Here is a 21,499-nt window from a genome sequence, read left to right as displayed (position 1 = left end):
AGAGCTAGACGCCGAGCAACCGCGCCGACGCCCACAGCGCGAGCACCGCGATCAGCAGGGACGCCGGCACGGTACACACCCCGAGACGGGTGTATTCGCCCACGCCGGCGTCGACGTCGTGGTGGCGGAGCACCCGCCGCCACAACAGGTTCGACAGGGAACCGACGTAGGTCAGGTTGGGCCCGATGTTGACCCCGAGCAGGACGGCCAGGATCGCGACCGGTCCGCTCGGCGCGACCAGGGGCAGCAGCACCAGCGTGGCGGGCAGGTTGTTGACGACATTGGCCAGCACGGCCGCCACGGCGGCGATGGCGAGCAGTGCGGGCAGCGTCGAGCCGGACGGCAGCACCGCCGACATGGCCCTGTCCATGCCGTTGAGCATGACCGCCCGGACCACGACGCCCAGCGCCAGCACGAAGACCAGGAACGACACGTGGGCCGAACGGGCGACGTCCACCACCGAGGTGTGCCCGCGGCTCAGGCTGCGCACGGCCAGCACCACGGCGCCGGCGAGGGCCACCCAGGCCGGGGCCACCCCGACCGTCTGGCCCACCGCGAACCCGGCCAGCGTCAGCCCCATGACCACCAACACGAACACCGGGGGGTGCGGCGGGGGCCCGGGCTCGTCCGGGCGGGGCTGCACGCGCAGGTCCTTGGCAAAAAACCAGCGGAATACCGCGTAGAGCGTGACCACCACGCCCACCCACGGCAACGCCATCAGCAGCGTGAACCGGGTGAACGAAAGGTCGGCGGCGTGAAACGCCAGCAGGTTGGTCAGGTTCGACACCGGCAACAGCAGCGATGCCCCGTTCGCCAGGTGTGCGGTGGCATAGGCGTACGGCCGCACCGGGGTTCGCAACCGGCGGACGGCGGCCAGCACCACCGGGGTCAGCAAGACCACCGCGGTGTCCAGGCTCAGCACCGCGGTGATCAGCGAGGCGATCACGAACACCCGCCGCAGCAGAGGGCCCGATCCGACACGTCCGCGGGCGATCGCCGCACCCGCCGCCTCGAACAAGCCCTCGTCGTCGCACAGCTTGGCCAGCACCAGCACCGCGCCCAAAAACCCGACCACCCCCGCGAGCCCGGCGACTTCCTCCGCCGCCTGATGCACCGATATGGCCCCCACCGCGATCAGGCTGAGGGCGGCGGGAAGGGCCGCCACCGCCTCCGGCCAGCCCCGTGGGCGCACGACGGCGAAGGCCAGGACGGCGGCGAGCAGCGCCAGCGCAAGGGTCAGCGTCAATGTTCTAGAACCGCTTCACGCCCAGGGGTTCTCGCGCCGCCACACCGTCGGCAGGTGCAGCGCGACACCGTCCCGGGCGGCCAACTCGTCGAGGACACGGATGGAGCAGTCCAGGTCGTCGCCGGCATAGGGCAAGGCGCGCAGCGGCTTTGACAGCGGCCGGAAGAAGTCGTCCCAGTGAATCAGGATCACCCGGCGCGCGCCGACCGCGCGCACGGTCTCGGTCCAGTAGTCGACGAGGTATGACCTCGGCCGCAGGCCCAGCTGGCCGACGGATAGGTAGACCGCGTCGGCGCGCCGGCCGGCCAGCGCGCCCTCGACGAAACCGGCGCTGCCCTGGATCAGCAGCCGCCGGCCCGACGCCCGGTGGTGCACCAGCGCCGACCAGGCCTCGCCGCAGCGGTAGGCGGACGCCTTGACCGGCGGCGTCAGCGGCGCGTCGATCGTGCCCGGGAACCGGTCCGGCGGGCAGTGATGCGACTCGATCAGCGTCAGGTCGTAGGCGCCCAGCGCAATCGGCTCACCGCCGGCGGCCACCACGAGCCGGTCCTCGGGCAGGCCGTAGCCGCGCCCGACGTTGGCCGCCGACTCACCGCCGACCAGGCGCGCACCGGTGCGGTCGGCCACCAGCGCGGAATCCAGCGCGTGGTCGACGTGGGTGTGCACCGGGACGACGGCCTCCAGCCGGGACACCTTCGCCCGGGCCAGGCAGCCGTCGACGCGGGCCGGCGACGGCGCCACCTTGCCGGCGGCCACCCGCGCCAGGCTCGGCCGGGAGAAGTAGCCGTCGGTCAGCAGCGCAGACGACCCGTCGTCGATCAGCAGCGTCGCCACGCCCATCCACAGCACCGACAGGGACCCGGGCTCGGCGGCGGGCGCGTCGAACCGGTCCGCGTACCGCCCGATGTCGGGGCGACCGGGTTTGAGCCGCATCAGCTGAACGCCCCGATCCCGACCCCGGCGGCCGCCAGTCGATCGCGGACGGCGGTCGCGATCCGCACCGCTCCGGGCGAATCGCCGTGCACGCAAACCGATTCCACGTTGACTGCGATCTGCGTGCCGTCGACGGCGGTGACCCGGCCGGCCGTCACCATGCCGACGACGCGGTCAGCGATCTCCGCTGGGTCGTGCAGCACCGCGCCGGGCTCGCGGCGGGACACCAACCGGCCGTCCGCCCGGTAGGCGCGGTCGGCGAAGGCCTCGGCCACCGTCCGCAGGCCGCGGCGGGCCGCCTCGTCGAAAAACGCCGAGCCCGCCATGCCCAGCACCGGCAGCGCCGGGTCCACCATCGCCACCGCCTCGGCGACCGCGGCCGCCTGCTCGCGGTGGGTCACGATCGTGTTGTACAGGGCGCCATGGGGTTTGACGTAGGACACGGCGGAGCCGGCGGCCCGCGCGATCGCCTGCAGGGCGCCGATCTGATACACCAGATCCGCGGCGAGGTCGTCGGCGGCGACGTCGATGAAGCGCCTGCCGAACCCGGCCAGGTCTCGATAGCTCACCTGCGCCCCGATGCGGACGCCGCGCTCGCCGGCGGACCGGCAGACCCGCAACAATTCGGCGGGATCGCCCGCGTGGAACCCGCACGCCACGTTGGCGCTGGTGACGATCCGCAGCATCGCGTCATCGTCCCCGAGGCGCCAGACGCCGAAGCCCTCGCCCAGGTCGGCGTTGAGGTCGATGCGGGCCACCCGCCCAGCTTATGGGGCGGCGCCGGCGCCGTGCGGAGAGGCTTCCCCGTCGCTACCGGGTGGCGACCGCGGCCGCGATCTGCTGGGCCACGTCGACCGCGGCCGCGCCGGGCAGGAAGGAGCCGCACGCCTCCACGTCGATGACGATGTTGTTGCGCGCGGTCAGCGCGCGCTGACACCGCCAGCCGTCCTCGCTGCCCACCTGTTCCTCGGACGTGCTGAGCGTGCCGCCGACCTTGTGGGAATCGCCTACCGCCCAAGCGGTCTCGGGCTGACCGGGAGGATGGTCGACGAATCGGCGATTGGCGCAGGCGGACCACCTTCGGACCGAGGCGTCGTAGAACGCGTCGGCCTGACGGGCCGCGGGGTAGGCGATCACGGCCTGGTTGGCGGAGTAGTTGCGCACCGTGGGGTCGGCGAAGCTGTCGTCCAGTCGTTCGCCGCGCACCGCGGTCCAGCCGGTGTCCGCATACACGGCCTGCTGGGCGGGCCCGGCCATCGCCAGGCAGCTCTTCTCGCCGAACGTCTGGCTCGAGTCCCACATCTCCTGCGTGCGATACCGGACCCGCATTCCCAGGCCCACGATGTCGTCGATCTTCCTGTCGTCGAGCAGCAACCCGTCCAGCGCGGTGACGGGCACCGGGGCCTGCGTCAGCGGACCGTGGGTGTCCGCGGGCGCGGCGCTGCCGCCGACGACGGTGGTGCACCCGGCCGTGAGGGCGCACACCGCCGCCTGCAGCAGGATCGGGAATTGCCTACGCACCACAGCCTTTCGCACACCGGGCCGATCTGTGCCGACAAGCTTAAGCGGCGGCCCCCTGCCGGCGCCCGAGCAACCAGCAGAACAGGTAGATCAGGAACGAAATCCCCGCGACGAAGACCGATACCGGGACCCCGGGCGCCAGCGACAGCACGATGCCGCCGACGGCGGAAACCTCGGCGAAGACGATCGAGGCGACCATCGCCGCGGCCGGGGAGGACACCACGCGCGCGGCCGCGGCCGCCGGCGTGATCAGCAGCGACATCACCAGCAGCGCCCCGACGATCTGCACGGCCTGGGCGGCCACCACGCCGACCAGGGCCGCGAACACGATGCCCAGCGCGCGCACGGGCACGCCGCGGGCCGCGGCGACGTCGGGATCGACGGTGGCGAACAGCAACGGGCGGTAGCAGGTCGCGATGACGGCGATCACCAGCACGCACACCAGCGCCAGCATGGCCAGCCCGGTGTAGCCGACGCCGACGATCTGTCCGGTGAGCAACGCGAAACTGGTCGTGGTCCGGCCCGGGTACAGGTAGATGAACAGCACGGCCAGGCCCAGGCCGAAGGCCAGCACCACGCCGATGACCGAGTCGCGTTCGCGGGCCCGCCGCCCCAGGACGCCGAACAGCGCGGCCGCCAGAGCGCTGCCGACCAGCGCGCCCACCCCCACCTCGGCGCCGACCAGCAGCGCGAAAGCCGCACCGGTCAAGGACAATTCGCTGGACCCGTGCACGGCGAACGACATCTGGCGCATCACGATGAACGGCCCGATCAGCCCGGCCACCAGCCCCAGCAGCGCGGCCGCCAGCAACGCCTGCTGGACGAAATCGTGGCCCAGCAGGTGGGCGGTGATGCCGAAGTCGAGCAGATGAGCCAGGACGTCGGTGAGCCGGTGATTCACGGGTGGGCGCCCTCGGTCGTGTCGCCCACCACCACGTAGCGGTCCCTGACCTTCACCACCGCGATGTCGGCCCGATACAGCATGGAGAGCGTCTCGGTCGTCATCACTTCTTCCACGGTGCCGATCCGGAATCGTCCGTCGACCAGGTAAACCAGCCGGTCCACGTACGGCAGGATCGCGTTGAGGTCGTGGGTGACGACGATGACGGTGGTCCCGGCGTCCCGGCGGCGGCGCTCGATCAGCGCGGAGACCAGCCTCGCGTTCGCCGGGTCCAGGGCCAACAGCGGCTCGTCGCACAGCAGCAGCATCGGGTCGCTCACCAGCGCCTGCGCGACTCGCACCCGCTGCAGCTCGCCGCCCGACATCACGCCCACCGAGACGTCGGCCAGGTGTTCGGCGTTGACCTGTCGCAGCGCGTCGGCGACGGCCACGCGCCGGCGGGCCCGGTCGGCCGACCTCAGGGGCAGGCCGCCCCAGCGATGCCCGTCGACGCCCAGCCGGACCAGGTCGCGCCCCCGAAGCAGCACGTCGTGGTCCATCGGCCGGTGTTGCGGCACGTAGCCGACGCGGCGGCCACCCGCGCCCAGCGGCTTGCCGCCCACCAGCGCGACCCCGGCCGACAGCGACAGCTGGCCCAGCAGCACCTTGAGCAGCGAGGTCTTGCCGCTGCCGTTCGGGCCGAGGACCGCGATGAACTCGCCGCGCGAGACCGACAGGTCGAGGTGGTCCCACAGCACGCGATCACCGAACGCCAGCCGGGCACCGCGCAGCGACACGGTGTCGGGGTAGCGGTCGAGGGCGGGTACCGCGTCGAGGCTCACGGCTGTACCGACCGGCCCGACTGCAGCGCGGCCAGCAGCTGGTTGACCGTGCCGCGCTGCCAGGTCAGGTAATCGGTTCCGACGGGCAGCGTTTCGCTCACGTTCGTCACCGGCACGCCCGCGCGGCGCGCGGCGTCGCGCAGCGCGTTGATCGCCGCGGTGGACGTCTGGGGGTTGATAAGCAGCGCCGCCACCTGACGGCGGGCGATCAGGTCGAGGACGAACGCCATGTCGGACGGCGAGGGATCCGTTTCGTTCTCGTTGGCGGCGGTGAAGGTCGACGGCGTGCGGTCGATGAGCCCGGACGCCGCCAGCAGGTAGTAGCCGACCGGTTCGGTCGCGATCACCCCGGTGCCGGGATAGGCGCTGGCGATGGCGTGTTCGGAGATGACGACGGCGTCGGCGCCGCGGCAGAACTCGGCGGCGTTGCCCCGATAGTCGGCGGCGTGGGCCGGGTCGATGGCGGACATGCGTTCGGCGATCGCGAACGCCACCGATTTGGCGACGTCGAGGTCGTAGAACACATGCTCGTTGGCCGGTTGCCCCCCGGGGACGGCCGGTCTCAGGTACGAATAGGCGCCGATCGATTTCACGCCCGGGTGCCCGGCGAGCACCTGCTCCACCCAGGGGTCGTAGCCGCCGCCGTTGTAGACGACCAGGGTGGCGTCGGCGATGGCGGCGGCGTCCGACGGGCTGGCCGCATACGAGTGCGGGTCGGTGTCGCCCCCGGTCAGGATGGAGTTGACCGTGATGTGACGGCCGGCGATGGCGCTCGCCACGCTGCCCCAGACGGCGGTGGAGGCCACGACGGTGGCCGCGCGCGGATGCGCCGGACTTTCGCATCCGGTGGGCGCGATGGCGGCGGCCAGCAAGACCAGCGCGGCGGGCAGCGCGCCGGCCGCCGCCCGTCGTCCCCGCTTGAGCGCCATGCGCACGTCCGATTTCCTCTCACCGGCCGACCGGCCGACCCACAATACTAATGAAAATCGTTTCCATCTACAAAGTCGGGGGTCGCCACCGCTTAGGCGCCGATGCGGATTCGCTGTAGCGTCACCGGACGTGAGTCCCGCATCGCGCCGGCGTGCGACTCTGGCATCGTTGGCGGACGAACTGAAGGTTTCGCGCACCACGATTTCGAACGCCTTCAACCGGCCGGATCAGCTCTCCGCCGACCTGCGCGAACGGGTGCTCGCGACGGCCAAGCGGCTGGGATACCCGGGCCCCGATCCGGTGGCGCGCTCGCTGCGCACCCGCAAGGCGGGTGCGGTCGGCCTGGTGATGGCCGAACCGCTGACCTACTTCTTCAGCGACCCCGCCGCGCGGGATTTCGTCGCCGGGGTCGCCCAGTCCTGCGAGGAGCTCGGCCAGGGACTGCTGCTGGTGGCCGTCGGCCCCGGGCGCAGCATCCAGGACGGGACGGGCGCGGTGCTGGGCGCCGGCGTGGACGGCTTCGTGGTGTATTCGGTCTGCGAGGACGACCCGTATCTGCAGGTCGTCTTGCAGCGCCGGCTGCCGGTCGTGGTCGTCGACCAGCCGAAGGGGCTCGCCGGGGTCTCCCGGGTCGGTATCGACGACCGGGCGGCGATGCGCGAGCTGGCGGACTACGTGCTCGGGCTGGGGCATCGCGAGATCGGGCTGCTGACCATGCGGCTGGGCCGGGACCGCCGGCAAGGGCTGGTGGACGCCGACCGGCTGCGGTCGCCGGCCTTCGACGTGCAGCGCGAACGCATCATCGGGGTGTGGGAGGCGATGGCGGCGGCCGGAGTCGACCTCGACGCGCTGACCGTGGTGGAGAGCTACGAACACCAGCCGGACTCCGGTGGCGCCGCCGCCAGGGCGGCGCTGGAGGCCAACCCGCGGATCACCGCGCTGATGTGCACGGCCGACATCTTGGCGCTGTCCGCGATGGATTACCTTCGCGCACATGGCATTTACGTGCCCGGGCAGATGACGGTCACGGGTTTCGACGGGGTGCCCGACGCGCTCGGCCGGGGGCTGACGACGGTGTCGCAGCCGAGCCTGCAGAAGGGCCGCCGCGCGGGAGAGCTGCTGTTGAGCCCGCCGCGGTCGGGCCTGCCCGTCGTCGAGGTGTTGGACACCGAGCTGGTCCGCGGCCGCACCGCCGGCCCGCCGGGCTAGCCGCCGTTCTGGTCGCCGATCAGCAACCGCACCGCCAGATCCAACCGCTTGCTGACGTCGGTCGCCGAGGCGCGCCGGGTGAGCCAGGCTAGCAGGTTGGACAGCCAGACGTCGGAGATGACCCGGGCGATGTGGTACTGGTCCTCGGTCGGTTCGCCGTCGGCCATCGCCCGGGCGAACATCGAGTCGATCAGCTTCTCGACCTGGTCGACCTCGCTGGCCGCCGACGCGTCGGCGAAGACGTAGGCGCGCGTCATCGCCTCGGTGAGCAACGGATTGCGCTGCATGGCGCGGTTGAGCTTGCCGACCATGAAGTTCAGCCGCTGAAACGGCGTACCCCCGGCGACCGATGAGCGGTCGGTCTTGGCGTCGATGCGGCTGAATTCGCGGCCCAGGGCCGACACCAGCAGGTGCACCTTCGACGGGAAGTACCGGTACAGCGTGCCCACCGCCACGTCGGCGCGGTCCGCGACGGCACGCATCTGGACCGCTTCGTAGCCGCCCTTGGATGCGATGGCCATGGTGGCGTCCAGGATGCGCTTGCGGCGTTCCCGCTGGGCCTCCGAGCCGAGCTCCGACTCCGCCAAAACCGCCACGTTCACCACCTCGCGCGGCTGCGAGTCAGAAGCGCGGCTCGAGTTGGCACTGGCTGGCATGTGGCGGGTTGCTCCTGTTCCTGGCGGCTCGCTTGCAAACGATACGCATGCTGAGTGTGAATTTCCCACCTCCGTACCGCCGGGACAGCCGCGTGTGCTGCTGTGATGCCGTTCGACTTGACGGTCGATCGCTGGCACTATTAGAACACGTTCTAGTCTGCGGGGAGGCGGGTTGCGCAGCGACCCGAGGCAAGCAGGAGAATCGAGGGCTAGGGGTCGTAGGCCCCACGTCACGCCGAATCGAGGACGCGGAGGTCCCAAGAGTGGTTGCGACCGTCACAGACGAGCAGTTCGCCGCGCGCGCCCTGGTGCGCGACTGGGCCCGCAATGCGACGTCCGGTCCGGGCGGGACCGCGGCGATCCGCGCGGTGGAGCAGGGCGACGCGGACGCGTGGCGCCCGGTGTTCGCCCGGCTGGCGGAGCTGGGCATCTTCGGCGTCGCGATCCCGGAGGAGCACGGCGGCGCCGGCGGCACCGTCGAGGACCTGTGCGCGATGGTCGAGGAGGCGGCCAAGGCGCTGGTGCCCGGGCCGGTGGCCACCACCGCCCTGGCGACGCTCGTCGTCACCGACCCCGACCTGGCGGCGGCGCTGGCCGCCGGCGAACGCTTCGCCGGGCTGGCGCTGGAAGGCGACGTCCGGTTCGACGCCGAAACCTCCCGGGCGTCCGGCGCCGTGCCGCTGGCGTTGGGTGCCGCCGACGGCGGCATCCTGTTGCTCCCCGCCGCGGGGCAGTGGCTGCTGGTCGACGCCGCGTCTCCGGGCGTGCGGATCGAGCCGCTGGAGGCCACCGACTTCTCCCGCCCGCTGGCCCGGGTGGAGCTGACGTCGGCGCCGGCCAGCGTCGTCGAATCCCCCGAGCGCGTCGAGGAATTGGCGGCGACCGTGCTGGCGGCCGAGGCGGCCGGCGTGACCCGATGGTCCCTGGACACCGCCGTCGACTACGCCAAGGTCCGCGAGCAGTTCGGCAAGCCGATCGGCAGCTTCCAGGCCGTCAAGCACCTGTGCGCGGAGATGCTCTGTCGCGCCGAGCAGGCCGAGGTGGCCGCGGCCGACGCCGCCCGCGCCGCGGCGGACAGCGACGCCGGCCAGCTCTCGATCGCGGCCGCCCTGGCCGCCGGCATCGGCATCGCCGCCGCGAAGGCCAACGTCAAGGACTGCATCCAGGTCCTCGGCGGCATCGGCTGCACGTGGGAGCACGACGCGCACCTGTACCTGCGGCGGGCGCACGCCATCGGCCGGTTCCTCGGCGGCGCCGAGCGCTGGCTGCGCCGCATCACCGAACTGACTCAGTCGGGCGTGCGCCGGCGCCTGGGTATCGACCTCACCGACGTCGAGGACCAGCGCGCGGACCTCGCCGCGACGGTCGCGGAGATCGCCGCGCTGCCGGAGGGCAAGCGGCAGGCGGCCCTGGCCGAGGCCGGGCTGCAGGCGCCGCACTGGCCGGCGCCGCACGGGCGCGGCGCGTCCCCGGCCGAGCAACTGCTGATCGACCAGGAGCTGGCGGCGGCGGGGGTGGCCCGCCCGGACCTGGTGATCGGCTGGTGGGCCGCGCCGACCATCCTCGAGCACGGCACGCCGGAGCAGATCGAGCGCTTCGTGCCGGGCACGTTGCGCGGCGAATTCCTCTGGTGCCAGCTGTTTTCCGAGCCGGGCGCCGGGTCCGACCTGGCGTCGCTGCGCACCAAGGCCGTGCGCGGTGACGGCGGCTGGTTGCTCACCGGGCAGAAGGTTTGGACCTCGGCGGCGCACAAGGCGCGATGGGGCGTGTGCCTGGCGCGCACGGATCCGGAGGCGCCGAAGCACAAGGGCATCACCTACTTCCTGGTCGACATGAAGGCGCCGGGTATCGAGATCCGCCCGCTGCGCGAGATCACCGGTGACTCGCTGTTCAACGAGGTCTTTTTGGACAACGTGTTCGTCCCAGACGAGATGGTGGTCGGCGCGGTGAACGACGGCTGGCGGCTGGCCCGCACGACGCTGGCCAACGAGCGGATCGCGATGGCCACCGGCACCGCGCTGGGCAACCCGATGGAGGAGCTGCTCAAGGTGCTCGCGGAGCTGGATCTCGATGCCGCGCAACAGGATCGGCTGGGCCGGTTGATCGCCATCGCCCAAACCGGCGCGCTGCTCGACCAGCGGATCGCCCAGCTCGCCGTGGGCGGGCAGGACCCGGGCGCGCAGTCCAGCGTCCGCAAGCTCATCGGGGTGCGCTACCGGCAGGCGCTGGCCGAGTACATGATGGACGTCTCCGAGGGCGGCGGGCTGGTCCGCAACCACGCGGTGTACGACTTCCTGAACACCCGCTGCCTCACCATCGCCGGCGGCACCGAGCAGATCCTGCTCACCGTGGCCGCCGAGCGGCTGCTGGGCCTCCCGCGCTAGGTCGTTCGCAAATCCGCCGAGATTGCCGCCGCGGTCGTGGATAGCACGAAATCACGACCGTGGGCGCAATCTGGGCGGCGGAGAACCTAGGAAAACGTCGTCTGGGCGCAGGTGCTGGGCGAGGTGGTGTTGATCCCGGGATAGACCACCTGGATGTGGGTGCAGACGATGACGTTGTTGTCGGTCTTGGGCTGGCCCGTCTGCCAGTCGGTGGAGTCGATGCGGCCGCTGGTCTGGTATTTGTCCGGCGGGCCCTCCCCGAAGTAGACGGTGGTGATCTCGTCTGACCCCATCGACTTCATCACCCGCTCGTACTGGCTGGTGGCGTGCGCGTCCAGGTAGGCCAGCCGGTTCGACGACCGGATCTCGGTGGTCTGCCGCGCCCACAGGCCCGGCGGGAAGCCGGTCACCCCGTCCGGCGTCAGCATGTCCGCGCCGGCGGTGAAGTCGCAGTGGCCGTCGGACTTGAAGCAGTTCAGGACGGTCCGCGTCTCCAGCTGGTTGGGCCCGTCCAGCGGGAACAGCGTGGTGGCGGTGTTGCTGGCCGCCCCGGCGGCCGGGGCGGGCGCGAACGTCAACGCCGATCCGACGACGGCAAACACCGTTATCAGCCGCTTCATCCCGCTCCCCTTTCGGTTCGCCGACCCTGAGGGTGAACCTAGCCCCGCGACTACTCGTCGTAGGTGACTTCTACCGAATCAGATTCCGGGTGAGATTGACAGGCCAGGATGAGGCCGTCGTCGAGGTCCTGCTGCTCGAGCACGTCGTTGACCTCCATGCTCACCTTGCCGGTTTTCAAGGTGCATGCGCACGCGCCGCAGTGGCCCTCGCGGCAGGAGAACGGCGCGTCGAGGCCCTTGGCGAGCAAGACGTCGAGCAACTTGGCGTTGCGGGGCCACGACACGGTGTGGGTCTCGCCGTCCAGCTGGACCACCGCGGTGGCGGGCGGCTGGTCGCCCGGGGCGGTGTCCTCGATCTTCACCGCCGCGAACGGGTCGGAGTCCAGCGACTTGAAAACCTCGATATGTATCTGCGCCGCAGGCACTTTGAGCGACTCCAGCGCCTCGCGGGCGGCATCCATGAAGGGGCCGGGCCCGCAGATGTAGACGGGCCGATCGGTATAGGGCGCGGCGAGCTTGGCCAGCGCGGCCACGCTCGGCATCCCCTGCACCGATTCCAGCCAGTGCACCACGGTGAGCCGGTCCGGATACTTGGCGGACAGCTCGCGCAGCGCGTCGCCGAAGATCACCGACTTCTCATCGCGATTGGCGTACAGCAGGGTCACCTGGCCACCGCCCTCGGCGAGCGCCGACTTGGCGATCGACATGATCGGGGTGATCCCACTGCCCGCCGCCATCAGCAGGAAGTCGTCGTCGAGCGTTTTCGGGACGAAGTTGCCCGACGGGGCCAGCACGTGGATCCGCATGCCCGTCCGCGCGTGCTCGCACAGCCAGTTCGAGGCATACCCGTCGGCGGTCCGCTTGACCGTGACGGTCAGCGCGTCGTCGGTGAACGGCGAGCTGCACAGCGAGTAGCAGCGGGCCACCGAGCCGGTGCGCTCGCTGGGCACGCGCAGCGTCAGGAACTGGCCGGGCGCGTAGCGCAGCCGTTCGGGCGGGATGCCGGGATCGCCCGGCTCGTCGGGCACCGCGAAAACCAGCGACCGCGCGTCGTCCGTCTCGGCGACGACCTCGGCGATCTGCAGTTCAAGGACGTGGTCACCGAGCGGCTCGTCGAGATTGGCCTCGACCAAGACCGATCCTCCCTCTCGTTTCAACTAGAACATGTTACAGAAAAGTGGATTCGTATCGCTACCAGCCGCAGGAATACCCTGCTCGACACAAATCGGAACGTGTTCTAGTCTCTGGTGTAAGTCCACTGAGTAAGTTTGGCCCAGGAGGCAAACCTAGTGACGTCCATTCAACAGCGTGACGCGCAGTCGGTGTTGGCCGGCATCGACGACCTACTGCCGCGGATCTCCGAGCGCGCTCAGGCCACGGAGGATTTGCGGCGGCTGCCTGACGAGACCGTTCAGGAGCTCCAGGACGTCGGTTTCTTCACCCTGCTGCAACCCGAGCAGTGGGGCGGGCTGCAATGCGACCCGGGCCTGTTCTACGAGGCGGTGCGGCGGCTGGCCAGCGCCTGCGGTTCCACCGGCTGGGTGAGCTCGATCATCGGCGTGCACAACTGGCACCTGGCGCTGTTCGACCAGCAGGCCCAGGAGGAAGTCTGGGGCGAGGACCCGAACGTGCGGGTGTCGTCGTCGTACGCGCCGATGGGCGCGGGCGTGGTGACCGACGGCGGATACCTGGTCAACGGATCGTGGAACTGGTCCTCGGGATGTGACCATGCCACCTGGGCCTTCCTCGGCGGTCCGGTGATCAAGGACGGCCGCCCGGTCGACTTCGGCAGCTTCCTGATCCCCCGCAGCGAATACCGCATCGACGACGTGTGGCACGTCGTCGGCCTGCGCGGCACCGGCAGTAACACCGTGGTCGTCAAGGACGTCTTCGTGCCCCGGCACCGGTTCCTGTCCTACAAGGCGATGAACGACGGCACCGCCGGCGGGTACCAGACGAACACCGCACCGGTCTACAAGATGCCTTGGGGCACAATGCACCCCACCACCATTTCCGCGCCGATCGTCGGCATGGCCTACGGCGCGTACGACGCGCACGTGGAGCACCAGGGCAAGCGGGTGCGCGCGGCGTTCGCCGGCGAGAAGGCCAAGGACGACCCGTTCGCCAAGGTGCGCATCGCCGAGGCGGCCAGCGACATCGACGCGGCCTGGCGCCAGCTGAGCGGAAACGTCGCCGACGAGTACGCACTGTTGTCCGCGGGCAAGGAGATCCCGTTCGAGCTGCGCGCCCGCGCCCGCCGCGACCAGGTCCGGGCGACCGGACGCGCGATCGCGTCGATCGACCGGCTGTTCGAGGCCTCCGGCGCGACCGCCCTGGGCAACGACCAACCGGTGCAACGCTTTTGGCGGGATGCGCACGCCGGCCGGGTGCACGCGGCCAACGACCCCGAGCGGGCCTACCAGATCTTCGGGAACAACGAATTCGGGTTGCCGCCGGGCGACACGATGGTCTGACGCCGTGACGGCGACCGAAGAGCTGACGTTCGAGTCGACCTCGCGCTTCGCCGAAGTCGACGTCGACGGACCGCTGAAGCTGCACTACCACGAGGCCGGGGCCGGCAACGACCAGACCGTGGTGCTGCTGCACGGCGGCGGTCCGGGCGCGGCGAGCTGGACGAACTTCTCCCGCAACATCCCGGTGCTGGCGCAGCGGTTCCACGTGCTGGCCGTCGACCAGCCCGGCTATGGGCTCTCCGACAAGCGCGCCGAGCACGGCCAGTTCAACCGGTACGCCGCGCGGGCGCTCAAGGGCCTCTTCGACCAGCTCGGCCTGGGGCGTGTTCCGCTGGTGGGCAATTCGCTGGGCGGGGGCACCGCGGTGCGGTTCGCCCTCGACCATCCCGACCGGGCCGGCCGGCTGGTGTTGATGGGCCCCGGCGGACTGAGCATCAACCTGTTCGCCCCCGACCCGACCGAGGGCGTCAAACGGCTCGGCAAGTTCTCGGCCGCACCGACCCGGGAAAACCTCGAGGCGTTCCTGCGCGTCATGGTCTACGACCAGAAGCTGATCACCCCCGAGCTGATCGACGAGCGGTTCGCACTGGCCAGCACGCCGGAGTCGCTGACGGCGACCCGCGCGATGGGAATGTCGTTCGCGGGAACCGATTTCGAGCTCGGGATGATGTGGCGCGAGGTGCACCGGCTGCGCCAGCCCGTGCTGCTGATCTGGGGTCGCGAGGACCGGGTCAACCCGCTCGACGGCGCGCTGGTCGCGCTGAAGACCATTCCGCGTGCGCAGCTCCACGTTTTCGGGCAGTGTGGGCATTGGGCGCAGGTGGAGAAGTTCGACGAGTTCAACAAATTGACCGTTGATTTCCTGGGAGGTGCGTGATGAGCATCCGATCGCTGGGGTACCTGCGCATCGAGGCCACCGACATGGCGGCCTGGCGTGAATACGGCCTGAAGGTGCTCGGCATGGTCGAGGGGAGCGGTAACACCGAGGGTGCGCTGTACCTGCGGATGGACGACTTCCCGGCCCGGCTGGTGATCGTGCCGGGCGAGCGTGACCACCTGATGGAGGCCGGCTGGGAGTGCGCCAACGCCGAAGGGCTGCAAGAGATCCGGAACCGGCTCGACCTCGAGGGTGTGCCGTACAAGGAGGCCACCGCCGCCGAACTGGCGGACCGCCGTGTCGTCGAGATGATCCGGTTCGCCGACCCGTCCGGCAACTGCCTGGAGGTCTTCCACGGGGTGGCGCTGGAGCACCGCCGCGTGGTCAGCCCCTACGGGCACAAGTTCGTCACCGGTGAGCAGGGGCTGGGGCACGTGGTGCTGTCCACCCGCGACGACGACGAGGCCCTGCACTTCTACCGCGACGTGCTCGGCTTCAAGCTGCGCGACTCGATGCGGATGCCGCCGCAGGTGGTGGGCCGGCCCGCCGACGGCGCGCCGGCATGGCTGCGGTTCTTCGGTTGCAACCCGCGCCACCACAGTCTGGCCTTCCTGCCGCTGCCGACGCCCAGCGGCATCGTGCACCTGATGATCGAGGTCGAAAACGCCGACGACGTGGGCCTGTGCCTGGACCGCGCGTTGCGCCGCAAGGTGCCCATGTCGGCCACGCTCGGCCGGCACGTCAACGACCTGATGCTGTCGTTCTACATGAAGACACCGGGCGGGTTCGACGTCGAATTCGGCTGCGAGGGTAGGCAAGTCGAGGACGACGGCTGGGTCGCCCGGGAAAGCACCGCCGTGAGTTTGTGGGGCCACGACTTCACGGTCGGCGCCCGCGGCTGACCATGTCGGCACCGATCGATCCCCGTTCCTTCCGGCAGGTGCTCGGCCAGTTCTGCACCGGCATCACCATCATCACCACGGTGCACGACGACGTACCGGTCGGCTTCGCCTGCCAGTCGTTCGCGGCGTTGTCGTTGGACCCGCCGCTGGTGTTGTTCTGCCCCACCAAGGTGTCGCGATCCTGGCAAGCCATCGAGGCCAGCGGCCGGTTCTGCGTCAACGTGCTGACCGAGAAGCAGAAGCACGTATCCGCGCGCTTCGGCTCGAAGGAACCCGACAAGTTCGCCGGAATCGACTGGCACGCCTCAGAACTCGGGTCCCCGATCATCGACGGGTCGCTGGCCTACATCGACTGCACGGTGGCGTCCGTGCACGACGGCGGCGACCACTTCGTGGTTTTCGGCGCCGTCCAGTCGTTGTCGGAGGCGCCCAAGATCAAGCCGCGCCCCCTGCTGTTCTACCGCGGGGAATACACCGGGATCGAACCGGACAAGACCACGCCCGCACAGTGGCGCGACGACCTCGAGGCGTTCCTCACCGCCACCACCCAGGACACCTGGCTCTGAGGGCGGATTGCCGGCGCCGCCGGGGCGAGCCCGCGCTGTCCGCGGCCCGGTGATGTGTATGCCCCCGGCGCAACACATATCGAATACAAATGCTGCGCATGCTGACACGCGCACCCGCCTGATCTAGTTTGCTTGGCATGGCGGTTTCAGCCGCGCGGCGTTCCGCGACGTCGCCTGCCGCGGCGACGATATGCGTAATCCACTGCGCCCCGCCGGATTCGGTTGCACCCCGGGAAAGGAAGCAAAGACATGCTCTCACCGCGCCGGCTCGCCGGACTGACCGCCCCGGTGCTGGCCGGGGCCGTGCTGTTGACGAACCCGGGCATGGCGACCGCCGACACCGCCGACGACGCCTACTTGGCCCGGCTGCACACCCTCGGTCTCACCTGGCCCGCCGATCACGACCTCCCTCTCACCACGATGGGGCGGCTCATCTGCGACGACATCGCCTGGGGCTACTCGTATGACCAGATCGCCCAGGGCATCCACCCCAATTTGGATTCGCGGAAGGTATCGCTCAAAGAGGTCGCATCCATGGTGAGCGTTGCCCATTCCACCTATTGCCCCGATGTGCGCGCAATGCTGAACGCATCACCCGCGCCAGTCGATTGATCCGGGCGCGCGGTCACCGCCGCTACATGAAGTCCAGCGCCTCCACCGTCGCGATCGGCCCCTCGTGGGTCGGCCGGTTCGCGCCGCCGATGCAGTAGACCGTGTTCCCCACCGTCGCCACCACTTCGGCGTGGCGCGCGGTCGGCATCGGGGGCAGGGTGCTCCACTTCGCGTCGGCGATGTCGTACATCTCCACGACGTTCAGCACCATGGTGGGTTCCTCGCCGCCGACCACCACGATGCGGCCGTCGATGTAGGTCGCGCCGTAACTGCCGCGTGGCGTCGGCATGCCCACCAGCTTCGTCCAGGTGCCCGATTGCGGGTCGAACCGCTCGTTGGCCGCGGAGTTCTTGTCCGCGGAAAGGAACCGGCCGCCGATCGCGTACACGTAGGTGCCATCCGACACCGCCGCCAGGTGTTCGCGCGGGGTCGGCATGTCGGCGGCGTCCTTCCACGAATTGCCGTCGAAGACCTCGGTCTGGGGAACGATTTGCTTGGCGTTCTGGCCGCCGACGGCGACGAGTTTGTCGCCCACCACCGCCGCGGCCGGCGCCGCGCGCGCGTGCGTCAGATGCGGCAGCTCAACCCAATTCCCGCCGCGCAGCGCGAACACCTTGTTGAACGCGTCGGCGAGCTGGTCGCTCGCGCCCCCCAACACCACCACCTCGCCGCGGTAGGCCGCCGCCGCGGCGTGATGCAGCGGCATGGGCAGCGGGGGTCCCGTCTGCCAGGCACCGGTGCGCGGGTCGTAGCTCTCGACGGTCTGCAGCGCGACACCGTTGCGCAGGCCGCCGACGATCCAGATCTTGTCGCCGACGACGGCCCACGCGGTCATCAGCCGGGCCGTCGGCGCGTCCGGCAGCGTGCGCCATTGCGACGCCGGCTGGATCCTGCGGGCCGGGAGCTTCAGCGTTTCCGCCGACGAGGTGAGCTGGCCGTCGCCGACGGCGGTCGACCCGCCGATCGCGTACACCGACTTCTCCACCGCGTCGACGGCCATGCCGTGGCGCGCCATCGCCATGTCCGGCAGCCCGGACCACGTCTTCGTCATCAGGTCGAACGCGGAGACGGTCTTGAGGACTTGCCCCGCGGACGCGCCCCCGGCGGCGACCAGGCGCCCGTCGACGATCGCCACCCCGAGGTCGCTGCGCGGCTGGCTCAGCGCCGGCAACGACGTCCAGGTCTTCGCGGCCGGGTCGTACGCCTCGACCGCCGCCAGGTCCGCCGTGCCGTTGGTCCCGCCCACGGTGTACACCAGCTTCCCGTCCGAGGCCGCGGCCAGCAGCTGGCGCGGGGTCGGGATGGGCGCGGCCAGGGTCCAGGCGTTGCCGTCGAACACCTCGGTGGTGTTCAGCAGCGCACCGCCGGCGTCCACGCCGCCCGTGACGACCAGGCGGTCGCCCACCACGGCCGCCGCCGCGGCCGCCCGGGGCTGCAACAGGTGTGGCAGTTCCACCCAGCGGCTGTTGACGACCCGCCAAACCTGATCGCTGGCAACGGGTTTGCCGCCCTCGGATTTCCAGCCGCCGAGCACGACGGGGTTGCCCTGCCAGGTGACCGCCATCGCGTGTGAGACGGGGACCGGTAGGTCGTCGCCGCCCTTCCAGCTGTCGATGACGGGGTCATAGCCCTCCTGCAGCCCGGTGAGGGCGCCGTCGCTGCGGATGCCGCCGAAGATCCAGATCGTGCCGTCGGCCTGCGTGGTGGCCGCCGCGTCCCGCGAGATGCGCGCGTTGGTGATCGGCTTCCACTGCATGGGCGGCTGCGCGGTCGGTTGCCCCGACGCGCCAGTCGAGCCCTGTTTGTTGTCGGGCGAGAGCGCGAAATAGACGCCACCGACGACCAGCAGCAGGACCGCGGCCAGCGCCCCCGCGGTCAGCGCGACGCGATTGCGCTTTTTCCCGGGCTCCGCGAACCACACGGCCACCCGTTCCCGGGGGCCGCGCGGCGGACCCTGGCCGCCGCCGTTGCGGCCGGCCGGCGCCGCGGCGGCCTTGGGCGGGCTCACCTTCGGTTCCGTCGCCGCCGCGTGCCCGGCGCGCAGCAGGCTGGCCGCCTCCGACAGCTCGGCGGGCGACTGCGCGTAAGCCGCGGTCTGAAGCGCGTGGTCGTGCTCGATCGGGGCGCTGATGGCTGAGGTCGGGTCGTCGTGCCCGCCCCGCGGCGGCGCGGGCATGCTCGAGGTGTTCAGGGCCGACGGCCGCGCCGCCTCGCTGAGGCTGGCGGGCGGAACCGGCGCGGCATGCGGAACGTCCGCCGCGACGGCGGAGGGCCGTCCGGTGATCGCCATCGCGTCGGGTTTGAGACCGTTGCGGCGCTGGGCGGCCTGTAGCTCCCGGCCGAACTCCTCGGCCGAGGCCGGCCGCTCGGCCGGGTCGATGGACATCGCCCTCTCGATCGCCGAGCACACCGCGTCCGGGATGCCGTCGGGACGCATGTCCGGGATGCCGGTGGTGCTGATCCGCAGATACTGCGCGATCAGGTCCTCGCCCTTCTTGCGCTCGTGCGCCGCGTTGCCCGCGATGAGCGCGTAGAGCGTGGCCCCCAGCGAATACATGTCGGAGGCGACCGTCGCGGGGTTGCCCGTCATCACCTCGGGCGCGGTGAAGTCGATGGTGCCGGAGAAGAACCCGGTCGCCGTCTCGTACCCGCCCTCGATGTGGGCGATCCCAAAGTCGCTCAGTTGCGGCTCGCCGTAGTCGTTCACCAGGATGTTGGCCGGCTTGATGTCGCGGTGCAACGTACCGGTGCGGTGCGCGGTTTCCAGTGCGCCGCAGAGCTTTACGCCGATGTGTAACGCCTCGGGCCAGGGCACCGGTCCCTCCCGGCGCAGCCGCACCGCCAGCGAGTCGGCCGAGTGGTACGGCATCACGATGTAGGGCTTGCCACTTCCCGTGACGCCGACCCGCAGGATGTTCACGATGTTCGGGTGACCCGAGAGCCCGCCCATCGCGTAGCCCTCGCGCAGGAACCGTTCCCGGCTGTCGTCGTCGATGTGTGACGGCAGCACCTTCACCGCGACGCTGCGGCCGAGCGCGGTCTCGTAGCAGCAGTAGATGACCCCGGCGCCGCCCCGGGCGACTTGGCGTGCGTCCTCGAACCCCGCAGCCGCCAGCTCCGCGGCGATGCCGCTCGGTACCGGTGCGACACTGTCGGGCCGGGGCTCTTCAGGCATTTGCTGGCGCTCAACCCTCCGCGAAATATGTGATTGGCGAGCTCAAGACTAGCGCTCAGAATCTCGCGGGTGGGCCTTTCGGCCAGCTTCGTTCGGGGCCCCCGCGGCGAGTCGGGGCAAGTTAGCCCACGACGCCGCCGGCCACGCTCAGGGCTCGATGGTCGGGGGCCCCTGATACGGACGTTGCAGCGCGGCGAATTCCGGGACGGCGGCCATGGTGAGCACGGCCTCGAGCAGCCGCACCCCGTCCTTCGCGTCCGGCGATCGGGTCAGGACCGGTCCGGAGAACGCCCGGCCGTCGATCGCGATGATGGGGCTGCCGGCCTCGTCGCCCAAGGCGTCTTGGCTGGCCCGGTGGGCGCGCCTGACCGCTGCGTCGAAGCCGCTGTCGTCGAGCGCGTCGGCCAGGCGCTCCTCGAGGCCGTTCTCGGCGAGGGCCGCGCGGATCGCGGGCCCGGTGACGTCCTCCCCGCGCACATGGAGCCGGCGACCGACCGACTCGTAGAGGCCGGCGAACGCGTCCGGCCCCCGCGCGTCGACGACCGCGGCGAACAGGCGTCCCAGCCGCGTCGACCGCTCCATCATGGCCTGCTCTTTGGGGTCGGCGTCCTGGCCTTCGTTGAGCACCGCGAGGCTCATCTGCCGCAGGGTGACGGGCGTCTGCGTCGACTGCGCGGCGTCCAGCAGCCAGTGCGCGGTCACCCAGGAGAACGGGCAGACGGGGTCGAGATAGAGGTCGACATCGGCCATGGGCTCCTCCTTCGTCAGGGCTTGGGTCCTAAAACGGCATACCCGCTGCCGGCCGTCGCACGCCTGCCGACGGCGTTGGCAGCAGAATGGCCTCATGACGCTGAACCTGGGCGAGTACTTCGACCGCATCGGCTATGGCGGCGCCGCGGCGCCCACCCTGGAGGTGCTGCGGGCCCTGGTGAGCGCGCACACCATGGCGATTCCCTTCGAGAACCTCGATCCCCTGCTGGGAGTGCCGGTCGACGACCTGAGCCCGGGTGTCCTCGCCGGCAAGCTGGTACGCCGGGGCCGCGGCGGCTATTGCTATGAGCAGAACGGCTTGATGGGCTATGTGCTGGCCGAACTGGGCTTCCGGGTGCGGCGCCTGGCCGGGCGGGTGGTGTGGATGCGGCCGCCCGACGCGCCGTTGCCTGCGCAGACGCACACCGTGTTGGCGGTGACGTTTCCCGGCTCCCACGGCGCCTACCTGGTCGACGTGGGCTTCGGCGGGCAGACACCGACCTCGCCGCTGCGCATCGAGACCGGCACCGTCCAGCAGACAACCCACGAGCCCTACCGGCTGGACGACCGCGGCGACGGACTCGTCCTGGCGGCCCAGGTGCGCGGCGAGTGGCAGCCGCTCTACGAATTCGGCACCCGGACCGCGCCGGACATCGACCTGTTGGTGGGCAGCTGGTTCGTCTCCACCAACCCGTCGTCGCACTTCGTGACCGGGCTGACGGCCGCGTGCGTCACCGCCGACGCCCGGATGAACCTGGCCGGCCGAAACCTGGCCATCCATCGGGCCGACGCCAGCGAGAAGATCCGCCTGGACGACGCGGCGGCGGTGGTCGACACCCTCGCCGACCGGTTCGGCGTCAACGTGGCCGACCTGGGCGACCGCGGCGCGCTCGAAGCCCGCCTCGACAAGGTCCTGGACGCC

The 21,499-nt window shown here is 70.7% G+C and carries 20 protein-coding genes; 8 read left to right on the top strand and 12 right to left on the bottom strand.

All coding sequences use genetic code 11. The annotated features are described in order from the left end of the window. Window positions 1-4 precede the first annotated feature (4 nt). The 7 genes from HMPREF0591_RS01095 to HMPREF0591_RS01065 are packed head-to-tail and all read right to left on the bottom strand — an operon-like array spanning window position 5 to window position 6,351. Entirely contained in the window at window positions 5-1,246 is a 1,242-nt protein-coding gene (locus tag HMPREF0591_RS01095; RefSeq protein ID WP_007166533.1) for an SLC13 family permease, read from the bottom strand. Between the two features lie 15 nt (window positions 1,247-1,261). Beyond that, entirely contained in the window at window positions 1,262-2,179 is a 918-nt protein-coding gene (locus HMPREF0591_RS01090) for an MBL fold metallo-hydrolase (RefSeq protein ID WP_007166532.1), read from the bottom strand. Further along, window positions 2,179-2,937: a LamB/YcsF family protein gene (locus tag HMPREF0591_RS01085; protein WP_007166531.1), complete on the bottom strand. Its 759-nt coding sequence runs from the start codon at window positions 2,935-2,937 to the stop codon at window positions 2,179-2,181. Before HMPREF0591_RS01085 ends, HMPREF0591_RS01090 begins: the two co-directional genes overlap by 1 nt. 52 nt (window positions 2,938-2,989) lie before the next feature. Continuing rightward, a complete protein-coding gene (locus HMPREF0591_RS01080; protein WP_007166530.1) occupies window positions 2,990-3,703 on the bottom strand; it encodes a sensor domain-containing protein in 714 nt (237 codons plus the stop codon). Window positions 3,704-3,740: 37 nt separating this feature from the next. Beyond that, window positions 3,741-4,601: a metal ABC transporter permease gene (locus HMPREF0591_RS01075; protein ID WP_007166529.1), complete on the bottom strand. Its 861-nt coding sequence runs from the start codon at window positions 4,599-4,601 to the stop codon at window positions 3,741-3,743. Beyond that, window positions 4,598-5,422 carry a metal ABC transporter ATP-binding protein gene (locus HMPREF0591_RS01070; RefSeq protein ID WP_007166528.1) on the bottom strand — a complete coding sequence of 275 codons (825 nt, stop codon included), beginning with the start codon at window positions 5,420-5,422 and terminating at the stop codon, window positions 4,598-4,600. The genes HMPREF0591_RS01075 and HMPREF0591_RS01070 overlap by 4 nt, the downstream gene beginning before the upstream one ends. Then, window positions 5,419-6,351: a metal ABC transporter solute-binding protein, Zn/Mn family gene (locus tag HMPREF0591_RS01065; RefSeq protein ID WP_040620857.1), complete on the bottom strand. Its 933-nt coding sequence runs from the start codon at window positions 6,349-6,351 to the stop codon at window positions 5,419-5,421. Before HMPREF0591_RS01065 ends, HMPREF0591_RS01070 begins: the two co-directional genes overlap by 4 nt. A gap of 130 nt (window positions 6,352-6,481) precedes the next feature. Between HMPREF0591_RS01065 and HMPREF0591_RS01060 the strand changes: the two genes are divergently transcribed. After that, entirely contained in the window at window positions 6,482-7,561 is a 1,080-nt protein-coding gene (locus HMPREF0591_RS01060) for an Rv3575c family transcriptional regulator (RefSeq protein ID WP_040620855.1), read from the top strand. On the opposite strand, the gene kstR is transcribed toward HMPREF0591_RS01060, so the two are convergent. Continuing rightward, window positions 7,558-8,157, bottom strand: a complete 600-nt coding sequence (kstR, locus tag HMPREF0591_RS01055) for a cholesterol catabolism transcriptional regulator KstR (RefSeq protein WP_040621610.1) — start codon at window positions 8,155-8,157, stop codon at window positions 7,558-7,560. The two genes, HMPREF0591_RS01060 and kstR, sit on opposite strands and share 4 nt — an antisense overlap. A 323-nt stretch (window positions 8,158-8,480) precedes the next feature. On the opposite strand from kstR, the gene HMPREF0591_RS01050 reads away from it, so the two are divergent. Beyond that, window positions 8,481-10,601 (top strand): acyl-CoA dehydrogenase family protein, encoded by a 2,121-nt coding sequence (locus tag HMPREF0591_RS01050; RefSeq protein ID WP_007166524.1) that lies wholly within the window; start codon window positions 8,481-8,483, stop codon window positions 10,599-10,601. Between the two features lie 86 nt (window positions 10,602-10,687). Here the strand turns inward: HMPREF0591_RS01050 and HMPREF0591_RS01045 are convergent, their stop codons facing one another. Together HMPREF0591_RS01045 and HMPREF0591_RS01040 are read right to left on the bottom strand one after the other, a co-directional pair. Next, window positions 10,688-11,221, bottom strand: a complete 534-nt coding sequence (locus tag HMPREF0591_RS01045; RefSeq protein ID WP_007166523.1) for a hypothetical protein — start codon at window positions 11,219-11,221, stop codon at window positions 10,688-10,690. Between the two features lie 50 nt (window positions 11,222-11,271). Continuing rightward, entirely contained in the window at window positions 11,272-12,354 is a 1,083-nt protein-coding gene (locus tag HMPREF0591_RS01040; RefSeq protein WP_007166522.1) for a ferredoxin--NADP reductase, read from the bottom strand. Between the two features lie 156 nt (window positions 12,355-12,510). On the opposite strand from HMPREF0591_RS01040, the gene hsaA reads away from it, so the two are divergent. The 5 genes from hsaA (at window position 12,511) to HMPREF0591_RS01015 (ending at window position 16,652) form a co-directional block, all read left to right on the top strand. Further along, the gene (gene hsaA, locus HMPREF0591_RS01035) at window positions 12,511-13,695 is read left to right on the top strand and encodes a 3-hydroxy-9,10-secoandrosta-1,3,5(10)-triene-9,17-dione monooxygenase oxygenase subunit (RefSeq protein WP_040620852.1); all 1,185 of its coding nucleotides are present in this window, start codon (window positions 12,511-12,513) and stop codon (window positions 13,693-13,695) included. A gap of 4 nt (window positions 13,696-13,699) precedes the next feature. Continuing rightward, window positions 13,700-14,572 carry a 4,5:9,10-diseco-3-hydroxy-5,9,17-trioxoandrosta-1(10),2-diene-4-oate hydrolase gene (gene hsaD, locus HMPREF0591_RS01030; RefSeq protein ID WP_007166520.1) on the top strand — a complete coding sequence of 291 codons (873 nt, stop codon included), beginning with the start codon at window positions 13,700-13,702 and terminating at the stop codon, window positions 14,570-14,572. Then, window positions 14,572-15,474, top strand: coding sequence for an iron-dependent extradiol dioxygenase HsaC (gene hsaC, locus HMPREF0591_RS01025; protein ID WP_007166519.1), 903 nt, complete (start codon window positions 14,572-14,574; stop codon window positions 15,472-15,474). Before hsaD ends, hsaC begins: the two co-directional genes overlap by 1 nt. A gap of 2 nt (window positions 15,475-15,476) precedes the next feature. Further along, window positions 15,477-16,040 (top strand): 3-hydroxy-9,10-secoandrosta-1,3,5(10)-triene-9,17-dione monooxygenase reductase subunit, encoded by a 564-nt coding sequence (gene hsaB / locus HMPREF0591_RS01020; protein WP_007166518.1) that lies wholly within the window; start codon window positions 15,477-15,479, stop codon window positions 16,038-16,040. Window positions 16,041-16,289: 249 nt separating this feature from the next. After that, window positions 16,290-16,652, top strand: a complete 363-nt coding sequence (locus HMPREF0591_RS01015; protein ID WP_007166517.1) for a DUF732 domain-containing protein — start codon at window positions 16,290-16,292, stop codon at window positions 16,650-16,652. 22 nt (window positions 16,653-16,674) lie between these two features. Here the strand turns inward: HMPREF0591_RS01015 and HMPREF0591_RS01010 are convergent, their stop codons facing one another. Next, window positions 16,675-19,827: a serine/threonine-protein kinase gene (locus HMPREF0591_RS01010; protein WP_007166516.1), complete on the bottom strand. Its 3,153-nt coding sequence runs from the start codon at window positions 19,825-19,827 to the stop codon at window positions 16,675-16,677. 147 nt (window positions 19,828-19,974) lie between these two features. After that, window positions 19,975-20,577, bottom strand: a complete 603-nt coding sequence (locus HMPREF0591_RS01005; RefSeq protein WP_007166515.1) for a mycothiol-dependent nitroreductase Rv2466c family protein — start codon at window positions 20,575-20,577, stop codon at window positions 19,975-19,977. A gap of 94 nt (window positions 20,578-20,671) precedes the next feature. Between HMPREF0591_RS01005 and HMPREF0591_RS01000 the strand changes: the two genes are divergently transcribed. After that, the coding region (locus HMPREF0591_RS01000) for an arylamine N-acetyltransferase family protein (RefSeq protein WP_007166514.1) at window positions 20,672-21,499 on the top strand (828 nt) is incomplete at its 3' end.

The organism is Mycobacterium parascrofulaceum ATCC BAA-614 (assembly GCF_000164135.1).
GTDB classification, from domain to species: Bacteria; Actinomycetota; Actinomycetes; order Mycobacteriales; family Mycobacteriaceae; genus Mycobacterium; species Mycobacterium parascrofulaceum.
Note: the sequence above shows the minus strand (reverse complement) of the source record. Positions and strands in the feature narration are given on the sequence as shown.

Bases quoted from the DNA above. Each gene is read 5' to 3' on its own strand.
- HMPREF0591_RS01090 (WP_007166532.1), bottom strand. From the start codon at position 2,179: ATGCGGCTCAAACCCGGTCGCCCCGACATCGGGCGGTACGCGGACCGG.
- HMPREF0591_RS01005 (WP_007166515.1), bottom strand. From the start codon at position 20,577: ATGGCCGATGTCGACCTCTATCTCGACCCCGTCTGCCCGTTCTCCTGG.
- HMPREF0591_RS01045 (WP_007166523.1), bottom strand. From the start codon at position 11,221: ATGAAGCGGCTGATAACGGTGTTTGCCGTCGTCGGATCGGCGTTGACG.
- HMPREF0591_RS01065 (WP_040620857.1), bottom strand. From the start codon at position 6,351: ATGGCGCTCAAGCGGGGACGACGGGCGGCGGCCGGCGCGCTGCCCGCC.
- HMPREF0591_RS01015 (WP_007166517.1), top strand. From the start codon at position 16,290: ATGCTCTCACCGCGCCGGCTCGCCGGACTGACCGCCCCGGTGCTGGCC.
- hsaB (WP_007166518.1), top strand. From the start codon at position 15,477: ATGTCGGCACCGATCGATCCCCGTTCCTTCCGGCAGGTGCTCGGCCAG.
- HMPREF0591_RS01010 (WP_007166516.1), bottom strand. From the start codon at position 19,827: ATGCCTGAAGAGCCCCGGCCCGACAGTGTCGCACCGGTACCGAGCGGC.
- hsaC (WP_007166519.1), top strand. From the start codon at position 14,572: ATGAGCATCCGATCGCTGGGGTACCTGCGCATCGAGGCCACCGACATG.